Origin of the sequence: Clostridium hominis, assembly GCF_014287825.1 — a bacterium.
GTDB classification, from domain to species: domain Bacteria; phylum Bacillota; class Clostridia; order Clostridiales; family Clostridiaceae; genus Clostridium; species Clostridium hominis.
Genome location: NZ_JACOOO010000040.1, coordinates 16,318 through 36,565 on the forward strand (window position 1 = coordinate 16,318; position 20,248 = coordinate 36,565).

Sequence of the window (20,248 nt, forward strand, 5' to 3'; positions counted from 1 at the left end):
AATCCTTAAAATGTAATATAATTTAGAAAAAAGAAGAATTTCTTCTTCATATTTTAATTCCGAACGATAAACTAAAATGTTTGGCGACATTTTAATTTATATAACTGAAACTGGTACCGTGAATACCAAGAGACAGAATGTTGGAACTTTAAATTCATTTTATGCTTATATAATAGCATAAGGTGAAAATTTGTGCAATATAAAAAATCACAAATTGACAGGAGGAAACCAAAGTAATTTTTGGTATAATTTACAATTTGAATTTTAACTTGCGTAACATAAGTTTTGATATATAACTCTTAGGTATTTGTACCTAAGAGTTTTTTTGTTGTAGGAAAAAATTACGGAGCAATTTAAATAGATAAATTGTGGGGAGGGGGGAGCTATACACAAAATCACAATTTATCAGATGAAAGGATGGACAAGATTTTGAAGGATAAAGGGAATTTTATAGAGCAAATGTTCATATATAAAATGTTAAATAAAGCTGAAGAAGTTCAAAATTATTTTGGTATTCATGAAGTAGTTTCAGGAGATTTTTCTCAAAATAGAGCTGATAAGAAATATGAAACTCATATAGAAAAATTATTAGAATATCCTATAAAAAATAGATGGAATAAAGAACTTAGTCATATGAGCCTTCAAAGTTTTTGTACCTTCTTAAAGAAACAAAATAGAAATTTAAGAACTGAAGAATTAGATGATAGATATTATCCATTTATACTTGAATTTGAATCACCAAAAAAGAAAGAGGGTAGTGATGTATTATTTGAAGTCGCTCAATACCTTCAGTACTTAATGAATGAATTAAGTGTAAATGAGAAAGACTTTACTATTATAATCAATAATTCAAAATCAGTTTATATAATGGTTAATCCAAAGGTATTTGGATTAAAACCAAGTAAAAATGTACATAGAATCTATACAGAAATGTATAAAAAAATAAAAGAAGAACTAGGCTTAAAATTTGTAGATGAAAGCGTAGTTAATTCAAGCTACAGATTAATAAAAACTCCAGGATCTTATTACAAAGGTGGATATGTTAATTATGTTTCAGTAGATGAGTTTATGCACTTAATGACTGGTTATTTAACAAGGGCAAAATTAACTAAAAAACAAAGAGACATAAGAAAGTTAATGTTACCTGGTATTCAATCAGTTCCAATGACAAGATTATATGATAAGTCAAAAAAGAAGGTTGAAAAGTCTTTAAAAGAATACAAAAATAAAGGAATTAAAGTTTTAAATTTACCAGGAACAGAATGTACTAGAGAATGTGTAAAAACATTAATAAATATGCCAATAATGGATAAAGGTAATAGAAACAATTTCTTAGTAAGTATAGCATTAGGTCTAAGTGAAGCTAATTATAGTGAAAATGAAATTAAAGAAGTTCTAAGAAGAAAAGCTATAGAATGGAAGCATGATGAAAGTTTAAGATCAGTTGAAAATAAGTATAAATCATTAAAAAGAAATGGGACAAATTTTTCTTGTGATAAGGCAAAAATGCTTTTTGAAGAAGAAGGATTAAGCCTTGGTTGTAATGTCTGTAAAAAGGCTATAAATAGTATTTATATTTCAAGGAGTATAGTTGAATCTATTTATAACAACAAGGGGGCAGTACGTCATTATAGAGCCTATTTAGAGCTAGAAAAACAAAATCTTTTTGGTAGATACTTTAATATAGATGAAGTTGGAATAAAAGTAGCAACTTTAAAAGAATTAGCAAAGAAAATAAATGGAAAATTAGAAAAGAAACAAGACTTATTTAAATTAACTATAAATAGAGGAAAGGCAATATATAGATTACCTTTAGACTATATAGAAAATGCAGTTGATGTATTAGAGCAAAAAATAGGTAAGGTATTAATGTTAATAGTTAAAGCATATTCAAGTAATACTTATGGAGCATTTATAAGCTTAGGATTTTCAAAAATTTCTGAATACCTATCTTTCAAGAATGAAAGAAGTGTATATAAATTCTTAAAGGAATTAGAGAAGATAGGTTTTTTAACTAAAAATAAAAATGGAATAACATTATATTATAAGAGTAGAAAAATAGTAAATTTAGAAGAAGAAAGAGAAAATAGAAAAGGAAAAGTAAAAATTATAGAAGGAACAAAAGTAGTAAATGGGCTACAATTAAAATTTGAATTTGAAAAAATAGAAGCTGGTACAAATCTACAAGGAATAAATTTTGAAAATTATCAATTCAACAGAATTGATAATAATAAAGAGATTAACAGAGGTTCGCCACCAGGAAAGGTATAAATTAATGTTCGTGTTTTATGGCTAGAATTTTTATGGCCATAAAACTTTTAATGAAATATTCCAGGATAATTTTAATAAAAACACGAATAAAAATATAAGTTATAGAAAAAAATGTACAAGCTATCTATAAGGCTATCTAAGGAGTTTAATATTTAAAGGTATTATAATACTAAAGTCATATAAATAAGGCTATAAACAAATGAAATAATAACATAATTAAAGGGTGTAAAAGTTCAATGAAGTTAATTTCCAAAATAAGTAATATTTTCGGATTGATGAAAAATTTCAGCTATAAAATTTATACGAATCCATTGAATTTACTAGGTTTAAGGAGTATTAAGAATTTTTGCATTTAAATATAATATCTTTATTTCTTTTCTCCCTGGAGGTACTCGTTATTCCTATCTATTATATTGTGATTATATACTATTGAAAATTTATATTAGTATTACAGTTTCATTTACGAGGATAGTATATAAGATACATTTTGTTATTAAAGAATTATATCTTTATGATAGCAGAAATAATAAGCGTAAGTATAAATTCAATAATAAGTAAAAATATAATTAAAAAAACAGTTGTGTTATATGTAAATTTTTTGGTATATTATAATCAAAAATGAAAGAGAGTGTGATGTTTAATATGTTAAAGTTAAATCAAAATAAAGTTACAGAAATAGTAGGTGTAGCTTTAAGAGTATCGGCTAGATCTCCTTTCGGAGCAAAACCCTATCATAAATTGCCACCATCAAGTATCGTGAACAAACATTGGGAAATTGCTGATAAGGAGGGAATGGTAGCTTTTTCTACTAATGTAATATTAGATACAAAAAGATGGGGAGAAATTGATAAATTAATATTATTTGCAAATAGCCAGTCAGAAATTTTCTTATGTGTCTGTGATATAGTTGAAATATTTGCCAAAGATAATGAGTGGAAACCAAATATTGATGAAAAGTTTTTAGTACCAGAGTGGAAAGATGAAGAAAAGAGAACATGGATCATGGTTAAAAACTTTAAGCAGCTAGATATTGATACATGTGAATATCAACTTCTAAATAAAGATATTCTTTTAAGAGAACAGATTTTAAAACCACGTTTTCGTAGTTGTTATGTGAAATTATAAGGTGAGCTAAAAATTATGTATATGTTATTAGATTGGAGTTTAAGAGATATTCCAGGAATTGGTGTAATTCTAACTGGAAATGTTGTTAATAACATTAAATTTTATAGTGGTCAAAATATTATTACAAGTAAAATTAAAGAAGTATGTATTGCTGTTGAAAATAAACAATTTAATTTTATAACTCATTCAGGTAGTAATTATATCGCAAAGTTTGAAGATATTAATATAAAGCTTATTAATTGTATAGGGTATATGTTTAATTTGCTTAATATTCCCAAATAATCTTTGGAAATATTAAGCGAATTATATAAAGATAAGGAAGATAGATTAAAAAAGCATTTTTTATGACAGATAAAAGAGAAATTAAAGAAATTCCTATTAAATTACATATAGGAACTTTTCAAGATTCAGTTTTGATTACTGACTTTGATAATAGCTCTATTGATATAAGATTTTGCTTCTTTGTATTGTTCTTCAGTATAAGGAATATTATTTTCCTTCAAAACTTCTACATATCTATCTAGGTTTATTATTTTTTCACCTTGTCTTGTTTTAAATTGATTATTTATATCGTGTGGTTTCCATTTATACATATTTATCTCCTTAAAATAAATTTAAATAATTTTATAATCAATTGATTTACTATGCCTACAATCTAATGAAAGAAATCCTGAACAACCTAAAAATTTTTCTCCAGTTTTATTATTAGATTTTTCAATCATTTTTCTTCCACATTCTGGACAATAAATAGGAGCCGTAGCTAATAGTTTAGTAAGTTCACTTTCAATAAAAGCATAGTTACAATTATTAGGTTTTAATCTTAATAATTGTATTCCATTTCTTTCGAGTAATGAATTTTTAAAAGCATCTCTTATTCTTTGATTATCGTCTAATTCGTGATGTGAGCCATCTATTTCAATTGCTACTAAAGGAACAAAAGATTTTTCAGATAGTAATAATATATCTATATGATAAGAAGAAAGTTGCTTTAAGTTTTGATTTTTAAAATCATTAGTAGGTTTAAAAAGTTCTCTTAATGAAACATGAGGTAATATTTCAACTTTAGCAGATTTATTTTTTATGAAATTATTAATATAAAAATATACTTCTTTTTCTAAAGAGCTATCCCAAAAGTCTTTTTCTTTATAATAATATGTACTTTTCTTTATACTCTCAATTCTTTCTTCAGTAGATTTGTAATTTTGATTTAAAGTTGAATTTTGATTTGAAGTTACATTATTATTTTTCTCAATAGTAAGCTTATTAATTTTTTGAGTTAAGTTTGATAAAGATTTTTTTAAAGAGTTATTTTTATATAGCAAATAACCTATTATAATACAAACAATTAAAAATTCCATATGTTTCCTCTCAATATTAATATTAATATTAATATTGAGAGGAATTATTTTCAAGTTTTAGTATATAAAATAAAAAATTGTCAACATATAATATATATAAGTGTTGTTAAATTTGTACAAGCTTAATTTATCCAAATAGAAGGGGGAGATAATATGGGGAAAAGTAAGCTTTTGATTAAATTAAAAAAAGAGAATGAAAGAAATGAAGAAATAATTAAAAAAATAATACCAGCACCAACAAATTATTTGGTAAAAAAATCAGAAAATAATAAATAGAATATTTACGCTTATGTAAATTTATGGTACTATCAAGTTAGGCATTTAATATATAATTAAACCAGTATGAAAGAAAAGGTGAGGTATAAATTTTCACCTTTTCTTTTTTGATTAATATAGTATCAAAAAAGAAAAGATATTATTAGAGCGAGTGATACATTAGTAGTATATGAATTTGATAGATTAGGGCGTAATAAAAGATTAGCGCTCAAGGAAATTCAATATTTTAAATAAAACAATGTTAGATTAGTAGCTTTAAATCTTTCAACTATTAAATTAAATACAAATGATAATTTGATATTAGAGACGATTAATAACATAATAATTGATGCCCCAAAATGAAATTGAAAAAGAGAGAAAAGAGAAAAAATAAGGAATTAAACTAGCATTAGAAAAAGGAGTTCAATTTAGACATAAGAAACTACAATATTCCCAATATTGGGATATTATAGTTAAATTAGTTGAAAATAAAACTATAAATAACATAAAAAAATGGAGATTATATGGATGAAGAAAATAACATATTATAAATTATTTAAAGAGTATAAAAATAGTTTATAAAAAAGTTTGCAAACTGTTGAGATCAGGGTGGAAAATGTTCTTAACGTGTGAAATTAGCATTTTCCGGACGATACCCCTTATTCTAAAAAACTTTTTAAAATTTTTTAGAATAAGGGGTATCGTCAATAGTAAGTTTGACATCTTCTTTACCTTAATATACTGTTTAACTAGTAACTTAGGTAGTTAGTTATAGAACTTAGAAAAACTTTTCAAGATGTATAGCATATTTTTAAGCTTAAAAACTTTGTCTACTTAGCTTAAAATTTCAATCATTTTTTTATATATAAACTTTTGGTTAAGCACTAAATCTAGCCGTAGCTTTTAGTGACTTAGTTTTAAGCTAAAATTATTCGCCATTAAGAACCCTTTTTAAACTTGACTCTATAGTTTGAGAGTCTTCAGGATATTCCATAATCAATCTATTTGACTCCATAATAGCAGCAGACTGTGCAGTTTGTATAGATTGTTTTACTTTGGCATCATCAATAGACTCAATGTAATCATTTTGTCTCTGCCAAGCTTCCTTTATTATTATATAGTATTTATCTTCAATTACTTCTTCAGTTGTACCTTGTTGAGTATTTGGGGGTACACTCTCATTACTAATATTACTATCTTGATTTTCTCTTATAGAAGAAGTAGTATTTTGTTTATCTGAATCATTTATATTATTACTATCTTCCACCTGACTTTCTCTAGAAATATCATTACTTATTATTTCATCGTGAGAATCTTTGGGATAATTTAAATTATTTCTATTTGTTAACTCAGTACTTTCTTCTGAAGCATTCTCAATTTCAGAATTATTACTATCTACTTTTTTGGGTTCTTTTGTATCTCCTGTTGAACATGATGTTAAAATCCCAGCAATTAATATTAAAGAAAACAATCTCTTTCTCATAATTTACCTCATTTCTTTTTACATTTAATATCTGTAAATTTTTAGACTATAACTTATAGATAACTCTAATTACCACAGAAATACAATTAAATACCTGTATTTCCATTAATTTATATCCTTATTATATCATATTTTGTGAATTTATAACAAGTAATGAGCTAATTCATAAATACGTTAAAGTATATATTTAGAGAAGTAATAAAAAGTAAATTAAGTTTAATTTAGTTAAATTAATATGATATGTAGCTAAAATACCTTTACTAATTTTCCTAACAATAAAAATTTAAGCATTTTAAATCTTATAAATACATATATAGAAAATAGTATATAAAAAGATCCAATTATCAAATTATTTATAAAAAATATAGTATAGTTACTTATCTTTAGTATGTTATCTATTAATACCAATGATATTATTAAAAAAGAACAAGTGGGAGTGCTATCCTAATAATAAAAAATATTAATAGAATATTAAAAGCAAATATTCCTTTCTTATAGTAAGAGATGTTGAGTAAATTAAGTGATACTATCTTATAAGTTATAGTTGAACAGAAAAAGATACAAGCTATAATTAAAAATATTATGATTGAGTTTAGGATAATATATGTTTTTCTGAAAAATGCCACCCAAGTTTATTCAATGATATATTTTAAATTGTTATTAATATGTGTCTAATATGAAGACGTACTATGAGGGAAAAGTTATATATGTGGGTAGGGGAGTATTAAAAAATAGATTAAAACAGGAGAAGACATCGGAGGTAGAATTTTAAGGAGATAGGAGGTAAAAGCTTTGTATGAGATAAACGAATCACATTGGAGGTTTAATTCTATGGGGAAATTTGTATTATAAAATAAAAGCTAAAACTATCTGAAAATAGATAAAGTAAAATCAGATGCTATTGTAACCTTGCTAACTACAATATTGGATGAATGGTGAAAGTGATGAACTTCGAGAACATATATATAAATATTCGAATACAATTAAAGATAAAATATTATAGAATAAATATAAAGTATTATCTGTTAGATAAGTTGAAGTAGATAATACAGATTTTGGAGTAAGATTATTAGATATTCCAATTATATAAGATAGACTAATACAAAAAGCAATTGCTAAAGTTTTATCTAAAATATATGAGCTATCACTTTCAGATAATAGCTTTGGAATCCGTATTTATAGATGAGAAAGATATGCAACAATAAAATAAAAGAAATATATATGAGGAAATAGGGGGGGGGATAAATATGGCCTTAGAGAAATTTTTGGATAAGGCTAATTATGATATTCTTATGAGTAAATTGGAAAAGAAGCAATTATTGTCGTTAATAAGTGGAAATCTTATTAATAGAATCCATGTAACAAATGAAGAAAGAGATCTGCAAGATGGTCTTTTAAGTATATTACTAGTGAATATAATGCTAGACTAATTAGATAAGGAGCTTGAAAAGATAGGCACATAAAGATAATGTATATGTCAAAAGTAAAAGAGCAGGATTAATAGTAATGGAGCCTATAAGCAATCTTATAGAAGATAATATAAAGTTTAAATCAAATAATTAGAAGTTGTATTAATTATTATGGAGTAGTTAATACTAAAGTAAAGCTAGTATAATTAGATCAATTGATTATAAGAAGGTTAAGAGCTTTCATATAGAAATAATGTAAGATGATTAAAACTAAGCACAGGGACCTATTAAAAATAGGAATCAATAAATATAATGTATGGTAATATGCAAATACAAGAAAAGGCTATTGGAGAATTTCCAATAGCCTTATTTTAAGCAGATTATTAAATAATAAATATCTAAAATAAATAATTTTGTTAGTCTAATACAAAAGTATCTAACGTTTAATTAAATTCAAATGAACCTCCATATACTAAATGGTACATATGGTGTTATGAGAAGTTTAAAGATAAAATAATTATCTGACTCCTACTCGATTTTATAGCTATACATGTAATATATAAAAGTAGGTGTTTAGCTATTTATAATGAAAGTTTACTCAATTTTTAGCTTTAGGATTAAATTGAAAATATGTTGATATAAACGTAATAGAAGCAATATATTAATGTAATAAACATATCTTTGAAAATACTAAATTAAACTATGGTACCAAATTTTTCACCGTCTTGTACTCTCCAGGCTAAGTATCTTCTTGCGCCAGATGAAGCAAGATAGCTTAACCAAACATATCCATCATTTGATACATAGGAATCGTAAACAACACTTTCACCAGTGGTATATTGGGCTAATATACTTCCTTGAGTACTAGGGTAATCTCTTACATTTATAGTTGTATTAGGATAAAAAGTTCCAGTTTCAGAAGTTAGGGTAAAATCTCCGCTTGTATCTGAAGGAATAGTACCAAATTTTTCGCCACCATGGACTCTCCAAGCTAAATATTGTCTTGTTCCAGAAAAAGAAATATAGCTTAGCCAAACATATCCATCATTTATTATATAGGAATCATAAATAACACTTTCACCAGCAGTATATTGAGCTACTATATTTCCTTGAGTACTAGGATAGTCTCTTACATTTATAGTTGTATTAGGATAAAAAGTTCCAGTTTCAGAAACTGGGGTAAAACCTTCAGTTGAGCCGGAAGGAATAGTGCCAAACTTTTCACCACCATGGACTCTCCAAGCTAAGTATCTTCTTGCGCCAGATGAGGCGATATAGCTTAGCCAAACATATCCATCATTTACTACATAGGAATCGTATATAACACTTTCACCAGTAGTATATTGAGCTAATATATTTCCTTGAGTACTAGGATAGTCTCTTACGTTTATAGTAGTATTTGGATAAAAAGTTCCATTTTCATAAATTAGTGTAAAACTTTCATTTGTTCCTGGATTATAATTACCTGTATCATCATTTGTAGTATCACTAGCGTCAATCAATTCTAACTTTCCAGGATTTTGCTGTTTAATAGCATTATAGGTTGGAACAAGCATATTTAAATAATGTTGGTAACCACTTGCAGCATAATCATAAAGTGCTCCTCCAATACGGAATAGCCCTTTGCAAAAAGTCTCAATACTAGTTGTTCCTTCTACTTTGTATATACCATTTCTATTTGAGAGTATAAAGGTATATGCTTTAAAATAATCATTGAGTGTTTCAAAATGTACATAGTATCCACCCTCATTACTTGGTCTTGCTGATCCTCGTCTCATATTTATACCAAGATCTGATGGAGCAGTGAATGGTTCAGAAATACCACTCCAATTGTTATCTACACTTCCGACAATAGAAGTGTTAGGATCTCCCCAATGGCTTTCAATATACATTTGTGCAATTAAGAAGCTTGGCTTAATATTATATTTTTTTGCATGTTCAATAATTAAACGGATATTGTTTTGGGAAATTGTTCTTCCAGCATTAACAAGTGGACCTCCATTGTAAGGTGAATGGTTTGCATCAGTTTGATAGCTAGGACGAGCGTAACCACGAATATTAGCATTACCAATGTTATAGTAACATCTAGTTACAGCGTTATTGGCATTACCTTCAATTGTTGTAATTATACCATCTGAAATACTTTCTACGATTCCTATATGGTCTGCCCAACCATCAGTGGGTTGGCTGTATGAATCCCAATCAAATGTAATAATATCTCCAGGTTTGGGTGTAATATTTCCATCTTCGATCCATATTCCTAAACTTTTAAAGATATCGATGTGTCTTTGTACACTACATTCACGTCCAATTAAATCAATGGCTCCTGTCTCAATAGCCAAGAAGCTGATAAATACATCACACCAATCGTCATAGTAAGTGACTTGATAATCTCTTGGTAATGGTTTTATTGAGTTATATTTATTAATAATTGCTTTGTGTGTTGCTGACCCTTCCTGTACACCTAGATACTTGCGGGCTTCGTTTAATATGTTTGCTGTTGTTATTGGCATATTGTTACCTCCTAGTAATTTTTTATGAGTTGTAAGATATTTTATTTGTGGTATTAATAAATAAATGTTTTATTATTTTTTGTTGTTTGAGTGACTAGTCATAAGTTATAAAGATAAAATTTTGTTATTTGTAAACTAAAAAATAATAAAATATATTTATTTATGTTATATAATGGTGTATATATGAAAATAGTTTAAGATAGACTTTAAAAAGTTAAGTAGAATAAAAATGCAAATATTTAATTTATTTAAAATATCAATAATTAGAGAAATATAGATAAGGAAAAGAGAAAATCTAAATCATCTTTTCGATAGTTGATATGATAATTTCTTTTAATTTAAGGATGATAAAATTAGCATGGATTTCGTTTTAATTTGAGCCAAGCTCTTGTTGTTAGTTTTAATTATCATGTTTTGTATTCAATAAGGTCTTATTTTAACAATAAATTTAGTACATTATTTTTAATAATGTACTAAATTTTTCAAGATTGATTATTACTTTGTGGTTTAGTGTTATTCTTCATAAGAATTCCCTTTTATTTGCAATGTTCTAAAAATTTATTATCATAATTTACTTCATTATTAGATTTACTACTTTTAGAATTAATCTTAGTAACACCTTGTGTTAATATCTGTATTATTTAAATTTATATTAATATTTTCACTAGCATTTGATTTTAAAGACATAGCATTGCTAAAAAATAACTAATTAAATTTATAAGAAATATCATCAGTATTATTTTCAGAAACATACTTATAAATTAAATATCGTAGTCTAATTACTTTTTATGTAAATAGTAACTAACAGGCAAATCAGTTGTCATATCAACCTTTATGTTAATAATATCGTCAAAAATTATTAAATCTATTATAGTATTCTTTCTCTTCAAATCCAGCAATTTGAGCTAAAGTATTAACCATTACTATATCACTTTCAATTTTGTTATTATCAATTCCAATTTCAATATTTCTAACTTTTTGTTCAGATTTTAAAGCATAATTACCAATATAATATTAGATGGTCAGATTGTAACTAGATAAGTAATAACTTATAAGAAGAGTAACGATAAGACTTAGTTAAATACAAAGAGGTATATAGAAAATCTACCAATATAAGTAAAAATATAAATTTATGAAAAAATTAAAAATATTAAATGCAAATAAACACTTGAAAAAACTAGATTTCGACCTTGTTAGAAGTTTTATAATTTAAAATAATTTTTTTATTCCTTTTAGGTGGGTAGTATAGTTTTTAAATAATTTATATTGTAGTGGCGATTTTTATATTAGTACATATATAAAAATCTATTTGAATTTTATGATATAATTTACATATAATCATCTTAATTATTTTTTATATTAAAAGCACTTATATGTTAATTATTAAGAAAATTATGTTGGGGGATAGATTTATGAAGGAGAATAAAAGTAGTAGTATAAAAATAAAAGAGTGTACTAGAAAGGGAGCTGAAAGAAAAAAGATATTAAAAAAAAAGAAAAAAGCAAGAAGACAAAAATTTATAGGCCTTATGGTAATATTAATTTCTATATTAATTATTGTTCCTATGCTTATAGGTAGTTCATTTATAATTTCTTTAAGTAGTGGAGATTTGGTGAAAGGAACAGATCCTTTGCCAAACGAATCATTAAATATACTTTTATTAGGGACTGATTCAGGTGATGTTATAAATTTAGAAAATATAAATTCTAAGAAAACAGATACTATAATGGTTATTAATTACAATCATTATAGTAAAAAAATTAATTTAGTATCTATACCAAGAGATACCTTAATTGAAGTAGATGCATATGATGGTTATGGTAATCTTAGACATTATTGGAAGATTAATAATGCTCGTGTTTTAGGGGGAGATGAGGAACTAGTAAATCATGTAGAAAAATTACTGGAAATCAAAGTTAATTATATTGTTGAAGTGAATTATAAAGCATTTACAAACTTTATAGATGCTATAGGGGGGATTGAAATGTATATAGAACAAGATATGTTTTATGATGATAATACACAAGATCTACATATCAACTTTACTGGTGGAGAGACTGTTTTGTTAGATGGAAAAAAATCAGAGGAGTTTTTTAGATGGAGGGAAAATAATGATGGGAGCGGACTTGCTGATGGTGATTTAGGTAGAATAAAAAATCAACAAAAATTTATATATTCAGTAATTCAGAAATGTTTAAGTCCATCAATAATATTTAGAGTTTCTAAAATTCTAGATGTAGTTAAAGAGGATGTATATACTAATATGCCAGCTAATAAAATAGTTACTTATGGGATTAAGTTTGCCCTAAACAAAGGAATTACTATGAGTACATTGCAAGGATATAATGAATCATTATACAATGAATCTTTTTTAGTTGTGGATAAAGAGTCAAATAGAGAGTTAATTGATTCTTTGAAAAATGGTAAATATATAGAAGATACTATTACTAGAGAGAGTTATAGTATCTTAATATTAAATGGAACGAGAATTAATGGGCTAGCTGGAAATTTAAGAGAAGAGATGGAATCTGTAGGTTATAATAATATAGAGGTTGGTAATTCAGGAAAACAAAAGAAGTCGGTTATTATTTGTAATGAGAAATCTTTAAAAGAGCAAATAAAGTTAGATACAGGGATAAAAAAGTTTGCAAAAAAATCTGATGAGTATGAAAATTATGATGCTATCATAATTTTAGGAGAAGATTTTAATGGGGAGAAGTACTATTAATATTGAGCTCTAGATTAAATATTTAAAAAATATATATTTTTTTAAAACCAGTAGTATAATAAAAATATTATTGTTATCATGTATTTAGTTTATTTATTCAATAATCTATCTAAGGTATTGATGAGATTATTATGTAGATTCATAGAAGTATTGAAAATATAAAAAATAAGATAAGAAATAATCATTATTAAGATTATTTCTTATCTTTATAAATTTATTAGTTATAGAAAAGTTTATGTGAAATTAAATTAATTATTCAAACTAGTCGGTTGCTGATGCAGAGACGGTTGATCAATTTCTCCAAAGAATAAAAATCTAAATATTTTAAATTTCCTTAGAAAATATTTAGAGAATGGAATGCAAAGAGATCCAATTAGTAAATTACTTATAAAAAATATAGTATAATTACTTATTTTTAGGATAATACTTATTAGTACCATTGATGATATTTGAAAAAACCATGATAATAGATAAATATCCATAGAGTATTGTCCTAAGTATGATAATATATGTAATACTCTTAAATTTTTAATTTTTTCTATGATTATAAATATCAAAATTATCCCAAATATGCCGCAAAGAAAATTTAAAGTACTTAAAATATATTTAGGTATATTTATTTGATTTGTTATTATATATGAATAAAAAGTTATAAGCATTATTGATAGTATAGAGACTATAAATTTTTTGAATGTTGACATATCCTTGAAATTAATCTTTTTTTTATCAAGATAGTACTTTCTAAAGTATAATCCTATAAGAAAATATACCAAAAAGAAGCTTAACCTACTAAATGATAAAAAGTTTTTGTATTGTGGTACAAAAATATTTAATAATAAAGAGGCAGTAAGTACTATTTTTATAGGTAATTTTGTGATAAGTGGAGATATAGCAATTATAATAAATAATGTATATAAGAACCAAAGAGCCCCCATAACACCATTTTCAGGATATAATAGCATTGTTTTAAACATATTTAATAAGTTTTCTATAGATAAAGGATCATTAAGTAATTGTTTAAAGATAATGATTATAAAGTTAGTTATAAATGATATTGTAAAAAAGGGAACTAATAATCTGAAAAATTTTAATTTTATAAAATGTAAATAGTTTTCTTTTAAATTCATATCTAGAACTTTATATGATAAAATTCCAGATATGAAAAAAAACAATGACATATGAAAAGAATAAATTATTTGGACTAAAAATTCGTAATTATAAGGTCTATCTAAAAATGATGGTGTTGCAGCATGACCTATAAATACCAATATAATTGCGATTCCTTTAACATAATTAATTTCTTTAATAATACTATTAGACATTAAACATATTTCTCCTAAATAAATTAAATATATATTAGCATTAAGCTTATAATTTATAATTAAAGCTTAACTAGTGAACAATTATCAATTTTATATATATAATCAGACAATATTTCAATATCATCTTTATTATGACTAGCTATTAATACAGTAGAACCTTTAGAGTTATACTGTAAAATAAGATTTCTAACTATTTCAACTGAAGAATCATCTAATCCATTTGTAGGTTCATCTAAAATTATTATATTAGGGGATTCCATTAAGCTTTGAATAATAGCTAATTTTTGTTTCATACCTAAAGAGTATTTCTTATACAATATTTTACTATCAGGATCAATACCTAGTAAGTTCATGAAATCTTTAATTTCTTTATCTGAGACTTTGTTGTGAATTGATGCAATTAGTTTTAAGTTATAAAAGCCTGTATAATTATCCCAAAAGCTAGCCTTGTCTATTATCGCGCCACATGACTCTATAAAGTCAATATCTTTTCCTAATTGTTTATCTCCTATAAATATTTCACCAGAGGATACCTTAGTTAATCCAGAAATTAATTTAAAAAGCATAGTTTTACCAGAACCATTTCCACCTATAAATCCGTAAATTTTTCCTTTTTCTATATTCAAAGTTATATCTTTTAATATAATATTATCGTGTATAATTTTTGAAACATTATTAATTTTAATTAAATCCATATTATATCTCCTTGTCTTTTTTATCGTAATATTAAATCTTTAGCTTTTAGTTCTACTATATAAGTTGATTTTGTAATTTTAAATATACCTATAATAATTAAATTTAATAGTACCTTAAATAGCATACTATAAACTCCGGATTCTGGAAGGAGTAATATAAGTTCTGTGAAAGTAAAAAAATTTATATCAAGAAATCCTTGAAAAATATTAGGCAGTATTAAAATAAAAAATATAACTAATACAGATGTTGTTTTATTAAATTTGAATGAATATAATATATCAAAAAATTCATTTATTATTATAAATACCGAAATTTGATTCACTATAAATATTAATATATATAATAAATCAAATTTTGATGGAGTTTTATAATATATACAAGATAAAAAAGGAAAAATATTTATGATAATAGAAAAGCAAATAATTAATTTGTAGCTATTTAAATCTATAGTCTTAAACCACTCTTTTAATATAGTATATCTTATAATAATTGAATATTTTTCAAAGATAGTTATAAGCATGAATTTTAAAATAAGGAAATAAGAAAAAAATAAACCATATTTATAAAAGCTATCTAATGCACTAAAATAAATAACTCTAGATTCTAATGTGGATGCTTCTCTAATTATATTAGTTGAAATAAACTGCGAAATAAATAAACAGATAAATAAAATAATTATTATTGGTTTTTTTAAAATCTTAAGGCTTTGTTTTAAAATAGTGTTGAAATTAGCATAACATAATAGGATGTCCATTTGGACATCCTATTTGAACCGCAATAGATTAATATTGTTCACTTTATTATATTATAGCATTAACTTAATTTACACATTTCATTTAAAGTATTTTTGTTATTTCTTTAATACACATTTTCCCCATCGTAGTCGTACAAAGACAAAGTCATTCTTACAAGTATATTTATCTCTAGCTTAATTGGTTTTGGAAGTATTTATTTATCCTATTTTAATGTCTTTAGCATCATTTGTAGTTATTTACTTTATTGTTGCAATAAACACATACAATAAAATCATTTCTAATTACTTATCAAATATAAAAGAGGCTATCACATGAACAATTTTCAATTGGTATGCGACATCCTCTTTCATTTATGCATTGTTTATATAGATACCTAGAATCACTCTAGATTATATATGACTGGTATTTAACATAATCCTCTTTACTACATTCTATACTAAATAAAGTTCCTTCATTAGTATATTCAGTTTCTAGAACAGTTGAACTATCAATTATATAAGATGTCATTTTACCATCTTTATAAGGAACCATAACCTTACATTTTATATAATCCATAAATATATTTTTACATATAGATTCCAATAATTCTTCTATACCTATATATTTTTTAGCTGAAACCAGCATCCCTTCTATATTGAATGTATCTAATTCCATTAAATCAACTTTATTATATACATAAATCACAGGAATATTATCCGCCCCTATTTGATTTAATGTTTCATTTGTTACATTTATATGATTTTCATAATTAGGATTAGATATATCAATCACATGAAGTAATAAGTCCGCATCACAAACTTCTTCTAGAGTAGACCTAAAAGCTTTTACTAAACTATGAGGTAAATCCCCAACAAATCCCACTGTATCTGATAATAAAAAAGATTTATTATTATCTAATTTTATATTTCTAACATAAGTTTCTAAAGTTGCAAATAGCATATTTTTTTCAAATACTTTTTTATCTTCATCATTTATAAACTTCTCTACTAAAGCATTCATAACAGATGACTTACCAGCATTTGTATATCCTACTAAAGCTACATTAGGAATATTAGATTTTTTCCTTTTACTTTTTTGTACTTCTCTTTGATTTTTTAATACTTCAAGCTCTTTATTTAAATTAGCAATTTTATCTTCTATTCTTCTACGGTCTAATTCTAATTTTGTTTCTCCTGCGCCTCTGTTTTTAGTCCCTACTCCACCACTTTGACGACCTAAATCTTCATTTGAACCAACTAATCTTGGTAATTCATATTGGAGCTTCGCAACCTCTACTTGTAATTTAGATTCTCTTGTTTTTGCTCTATTTGCAAAGATATCTAATATTAACGCAGTTCTATCTATGACATTACAATTTATTTCTTCTTCAATATTTTTAACTTGTGACGCTGATAATTCATTATTAAATATAACTATATCTGCATTGTTTTCTTCTACTAAATTTTTTAATTCATCTATCTTCCCACTACCCATATAAAAAGTAGAGTTAACTTTCTTTGAATTCTGCTTAATTTGACCAACAGTTTCTATTTTGCAAGCTAAGCATAAATTTTTTAATTCTTCCATAGATTCATCAAAATTATTTTTATTATTTATATTAATTCCTACAATTATTCCTTTTTTATCATCTTCATAATCTCCTGTAATTTTATATTTAAATATTAACTTTAAATATCACGGGATTATGACTCTTTATTAAATTAAGATAATAGCCACAACCCGTGACTTATCCTCTTAATCTTATTGACGCTATTCCACCATTCATAATCATTTTAACACCTCCTAATTTAAATCTACTATTACTAATCTATCTTTTGTTTATATCTAAATAACTGTATCCAATCATTATAAGAAACTTCACTAATATTATTAAGATTTATACCTAGGTATTTAATTACTGCATGAATTTGATTTTTTGTAAATACATCTCTTAAGTTATTAATAGACTTAGATATAAAACTTGTATATTCATTCCATTCATCTTTAGATATATCATATTTATATTTTCTTTTAAAATATACTAAGACGCAATCTACACTAGGCATGGGATGGAAGTCTTCTCTATTAAAATAGTGCACTATCTTAATATCAAATTTAGTTTTTAAAAGTAATGATAATTTACTCTCTCTAGGTATTCCCATAAATCTTTTTGCGGAACCTTTCTCCATAACTAGCCACATATCAGTTGGTGAATTTAACTCTTCTAATAATAATTTCTTAATAATCTTTGTTGTTATATAAAAAGGAATATTAGAAAATACCTTATATTCTCTTTTTTTAGGTAATTTCCAATTTAAAAAATCTTTATTAATAAGAGTAACATTATTTTTACTTTTAAATTTATTTATTAAATTTCCATATAAACTTCTATCTAGTTCTATAGCTGTAACCCAATAACTTTTTTCACATAAAGCTTCTGTTATATGACCTTTTCCTGGTCCAATTTCAATAACAAAATCATTTTTGGATATATTTGTTTTTTTTATTAATTTATATATAGTATTTTTACTAGTAATAAAATTTTGCGATACACTAATATCAACTTTTCCTCTATAATTATTACTTTTAGCTTTCATTCATAATCTCCTTAATTCACTATTTTTACTCTTTAAATAGCACGGAGTTATGACATTATATTAAATTTGTTTAACGATAGCCACAACTCGTGCGCTATCTTCTTAATCTTATTGACGCTATTCCACCATTCATAATCATTTTATTTCCTCCTATTTTTCATATAATAAGCTTTAAATATTTGTTTATAATTTTTGCATCTTTATTAAGTAGTTATTTTCAAACGAAGATATTTTTAAATTTTTTCATTATTTATACTCTCTATGTTAACTATTAATATTAAATAGCGCAGAGCTATAACATTATAAAAAATCCCCTAGAATATAAGTCGATATTCCAGGGGATTTGTATATTAAGCATATGCTATCTAATTTATAATATACCCAGGAGTAATGTATATTTTTTTTAATTTATTAAGCATTATATATAAATTTTTCATAACTACAACTCCTTTCATATTTTAATGTATTTAATAATACCATAAACTATATTTACTGTAAAGCACTCCGATTCACTTCTAGCAAAATCACAATATACTTTATAGATAAAATAAAAAATAGGAGCTATGCTCCTATCCTTTTGCTTCGCAATATTAAACAATTGTTCATCAATCATTATATTTATTGTACACTAAAAACAGTAAAATAAAAACAAATTTTACCTTTTATACATATATTGGTCTTCTTATCTTAAAGTCCTTTATTAAAGATATAGAATGTGTTGAGTTAGCATGAATAAAGAATTTCTTAGGCTTATTTCTTTCAATTTCTGTTTTAAATAATTGGGTCCATTTATACCAAAATAGGTAGTTTGTTAGGAACTTGGTTGAAACACCATTAAACTTTCTTATCCATCTTTTTAAGCTACTATGAAAAGCATTGACTCTTTGAATATTATAAATATCCACAGTTTTTCTCCCGCCCCTAATTTGATGTAATTCAAAATTATGTTGAGCCGCAAATGGGATATAACTCCTATGTTTATCAGTACATAAAATAGAATTTTCTTCAACAACCTCTGATAAAGCCCTATTTATATCAGTATAGTTAGGTCTGCCATCACATATTAAACCAGTATATATATTTCCTAATCTATCTACACCACATAATACACAGGCAAATTCCTTTGATATACCTCTTGTATTTATTTCTTTACCACGCTTTCTTGATTCCCTTGGCATAGTAAAATTAGAACTTTTGCTATGATTCCCTTTATAGCTAAGGGCAAAGTATGTCTCATCGAGTTCAATAACACCCTCAAGAGAGCCGTAGCCAATAAATTTTCTAATAGCGTCTATAATTTTATGTCTCCAAAAGAAAGCTGTTGCAATATTAATCTCAACAATTTCGGCACATTGCCTAATAGTGTTACCATTTATCATACATTGAGCATATAGTAGCCATTTATCTAATCCCTTTTTACTACTTGAAACTGGGGATTTAGAAAAATCATTGAAAGTTTTTTTGCACTCTGGATTTTGGCATTTATACCTTTGTTTAACGCCATTCTTGCCATGATATTTTCCATACTTAGATATTTTATCATGATTGCAAAAAGGACAGCACTTCCCCTTGTTAAATCTATTTTCAGCGATTTCTTCATCTATAGAGTTAGTTATTCCATTTGACATCAATACAGTCTTTAAAAAATCAAATACCTTCTCTTGCTCATATGTATTTAATTGTGAAACTTGCTGAATAACATTATTAACTCTTGGCATAAAAAACCTCCTAAATAGTAGTTATATTATATATTATA

15 protein-coding genes are annotated in these 20,248 nt (G+C 25.2%); 6 read left to right on the forward strand and 9 right to left on the reverse strand.

Annotated elements, in window-relative coordinates:
• Positions 1–417: 417 nt before the first annotated feature.
• The 3 genes from H8S20_RS16675 (at position 418) to H8S20_RS16685 (ending at position 3,678) form a co-directional block, all read left to right on the forward strand.
• The gene (locus tag H8S20_RS16675; RefSeq protein ID WP_186860796.1) at positions 418–2,271 is read left to right on the forward strand and encodes a hypothetical protein; all 1,854 of its coding nucleotides are present in this window, start codon (positions 418–420) and stop codon (positions 2,269–2,271) included.
• 633 nt (positions 2,272–2,904) lie between these two features.
• Positions 2,905–3,396, forward strand: coding sequence for a hypothetical protein (locus H8S20_RS16680; RefSeq protein WP_186860797.1), 492 nt, complete (start codon positions 2,905–2,907; stop codon positions 3,394–3,396).
• Positions 3,397–3,411: 15 nt separating this feature from the next.
• Positions 3,412–3,678, forward strand: a complete 267-nt coding sequence (locus H8S20_RS16685; protein WP_186860798.1) for a hypothetical protein — start codon at positions 3,412–3,414, stop codon at positions 3,676–3,678.
• Positions 3,679–3,803: 125 nt separating this feature from the next.
• Here the strand turns inward: H8S20_RS16685 and H8S20_RS16690 are convergent, their stop codons facing one another.
• Together H8S20_RS16690 and H8S20_RS16695 are read right to left on the reverse strand one after the other, a co-directional pair.
• Positions 3,804–3,989: a hypothetical protein gene (locus tag H8S20_RS16690; RefSeq protein WP_186860799.1), complete on the reverse strand. Its 186-nt coding sequence runs from the start codon at positions 3,987–3,989 to the stop codon at positions 3,804–3,806.
• Positions 3,990–4,010: 21 nt separating this feature from the next.
• Positions 4,011–4,754 carry a DUF2726 domain-containing protein gene (locus H8S20_RS16695; RefSeq protein ID WP_186860800.1) on the reverse strand — a complete coding sequence of 248 codons (744 nt, stop codon included), beginning with the start codon at positions 4,752–4,754 and terminating at the stop codon, positions 4,011–4,013.
• A 153-nt stretch (positions 4,755–4,907) separates the two neighbouring features.
• Here H8S20_RS16695 and H8S20_RS20725 point away from each other — a divergent pair, with 153 nt between their 5' ends.
• The gene (locus tag H8S20_RS20725; RefSeq protein WP_279288187.1) at positions 4,908–5,030 is read left to right on the forward strand and encodes a hypothetical protein; all 123 of its coding nucleotides are present in this window, start codon (positions 4,908–4,910) and stop codon (positions 5,028–5,030) included.
• A gap of 907 nt (positions 5,031–5,937) precedes the next feature.
• Here the strand turns inward: H8S20_RS20725 and H8S20_RS16700 are convergent.
• Positions 5,938–6,492 carry a hypothetical protein gene (locus H8S20_RS16700; RefSeq protein ID WP_186860801.1) on the reverse strand — a complete coding sequence of 185 codons (555 nt, stop codon included), beginning with the start codon at positions 6,490–6,492 and terminating at the stop codon, positions 5,938–5,940.
• A gap of 1,247 nt (positions 6,493–7,739) precedes the next feature.
• Between H8S20_RS16700 and H8S20_RS16705 the strand changes: the two genes are divergently transcribed.
• Entirely contained in the window at positions 7,740–7,922 is a 183-nt protein-coding gene (locus tag H8S20_RS16705) for a hypothetical protein (protein ID WP_186860802.1), read from the forward strand.
• A gap of 674 nt (positions 7,923–8,596) precedes the next feature.
• Here the strand turns inward: H8S20_RS16705 and H8S20_RS20730 are convergent.
• A complete protein-coding gene (locus H8S20_RS20730) occupies positions 8,597–10,414 on the reverse strand; it encodes an SH3 domain-containing protein (protein WP_207725348.1) in 1,818 nt (605 codons plus the stop codon).
• A gap of 1,412 nt (positions 10,415–11,826) precedes the next feature.
• Between H8S20_RS20730 and H8S20_RS16725 the strand changes: the two genes are divergently transcribed.
• Positions 11,827–13,143 carry an LCP family protein gene (locus H8S20_RS16725; protein WP_186860803.1) on the forward strand — a complete coding sequence of 439 codons (1,317 nt, stop codon included), beginning with the start codon at positions 11,827–11,829 and terminating at the stop codon, positions 13,141–13,143.
• Positions 13,144–13,391: 248 nt separating this feature from the next.
• Here H8S20_RS16725 and H8S20_RS20835 read toward each other — a convergent pair whose 3' ends face one another.
• The 5 genes from H8S20_RS20835 to H8S20_RS16750 all read right to left on the reverse strand — a co-directional run bounded on the left by H8S20_RS20835 (position 13,392) and on the right by H8S20_RS16750 (position 20,210).
• The gene (locus H8S20_RS20835; RefSeq protein ID WP_186860804.1) at positions 13,392–14,465 is read right to left on the reverse strand and encodes an acyltransferase family protein; all 1,074 of its coding nucleotides are present in this window, start codon (positions 14,463–14,465) and stop codon (positions 13,392–13,394) included.
• 59 nt (positions 14,466–14,524) lie between these two features.
• Positions 14,525–15,160 (reverse strand): ABC transporter ATP-binding protein, encoded by a 636-nt coding sequence (locus H8S20_RS16735; protein WP_186860805.1) that lies wholly within the window; start codon positions 15,158–15,160, stop codon positions 14,525–14,527.
• Positions 15,161–16,300: 1,140 nt separating this feature from the next.
• Positions 16,301–17,578: a GTPase HflX gene (gene hflX, locus H8S20_RS16740; protein ID WP_341350801.1), complete on the reverse strand. Its 1,278-nt coding sequence runs from the start codon at positions 17,576–17,578 to the stop codon at positions 16,301–16,303.
• Between the two features lie 140 nt (positions 17,579–17,718).
• On the reverse strand, positions 17,719–18,492 hold the full coding sequence (locus tag H8S20_RS16745; RefSeq protein WP_007286427.1) for a 23S rRNA (adenine(2058)-N(6))-methyltransferase Erm(Q): 774 nt from the start codon (positions 18,490–18,492) through the stop codon (positions 17,719–17,721).
• A gap of 662 nt (positions 18,493–19,154) precedes the next feature.
• Positions 19,155–20,210: an IS1595 family transposase gene (locus H8S20_RS16750; RefSeq protein ID WP_055257692.1), complete on the reverse strand. Its 1,056-nt coding sequence runs from the start codon at positions 20,208–20,210 to the stop codon at positions 19,155–19,157.
• Positions 20,211–20,248: the final 38 nt, after the last annotated feature.

Bases quoted from the DNA above. Each gene is read 5' to 3' on its own strand.
- H8S20_RS16750 (WP_055257692.1), bottom strand. From the start codon at position 20,210: ATGCCAAGAGTTAATAATGTTATTCAGCAAGTTTCACAATTAAATACA.
- H8S20_RS20730 (WP_207725348.1), bottom strand. From the start codon at position 10,414: ATGCCAATAACAACAGCAAACATATTAAACGAAGCCCGCAAGTATCTA.
- H8S20_RS16690 (WP_186860799.1), bottom strand. From the start codon at position 3,989: ATGTATAAATGGAAACCACACGATATAAATAATCAATTTAAAACAAGA.
- H8S20_RS20835 (WP_186860804.1), bottom strand. From the start codon at position 14,465: ATGTCTAATAGTATTATTAAAGAAATTAATTATGTTAAAGGAATCGCA.
- H8S20_RS16680 (WP_186860797.1), top strand. From the start codon at position 2,905: ATGTTTAATATGTTAAAGTTAAATCAAAATAAAGTTACAGAAATAGTA.
- H8S20_RS16735 (WP_186860805.1), bottom strand. From the start codon at position 15,160: ATGGATTTAATTAAAATTAATAATGTTTCAAAAATTATACACGATAAT.
- H8S20_RS16685 (WP_186860798.1), top strand. From the start codon at position 3,412: ATGTATATGTTATTAGATTGGAGTTTAAGAGATATTCCAGGAATTGGT.
- H8S20_RS16675 (WP_186860796.1), top strand. From the start codon at position 418: ATGGACAAGATTTTGAAGGATAAAGGGAATTTTATAGAGCAAATGTTC.
- H8S20_RS20725 (WP_279288187.1), top strand. From the start codon at position 4,908: ATGGGGAAAAGTAAGCTTTTGATTAAATTAAAAAAAGAGAATGAAAGA.
- H8S20_RS16705 (WP_186860802.1), top strand. From the start codon at position 7,740: ATGGCCTTAGAGAAATTTTTGGATAAGGCTAATTATGATATTCTTATG.
- H8S20_RS16725 (WP_186860803.1), top strand. From the start codon at position 11,827: ATGAAGGAGAATAAAAGTAGTAGTATAAAAATAAAAGAGTGTACTAGA.
- H8S20_RS16745 (WP_007286427.1), bottom strand. From the start codon at position 18,492: ATGAAAGCTAAAAGTAATAATTATAGAGGAAAAGTTGATATTAGTGTA.
- H8S20_RS16695 (WP_186860800.1), bottom strand. From the start codon at position 4,754: ATGGAATTTTTAATTGTTTGTATTATAATAGGTTATTTGCTATATAAA.
- H8S20_RS16700 (WP_186860801.1), bottom strand. From the start codon at position 6,492: ATGAGAAAGAGATTGTTTTCTTTAATATTAATTGCTGGGATTTTAACA.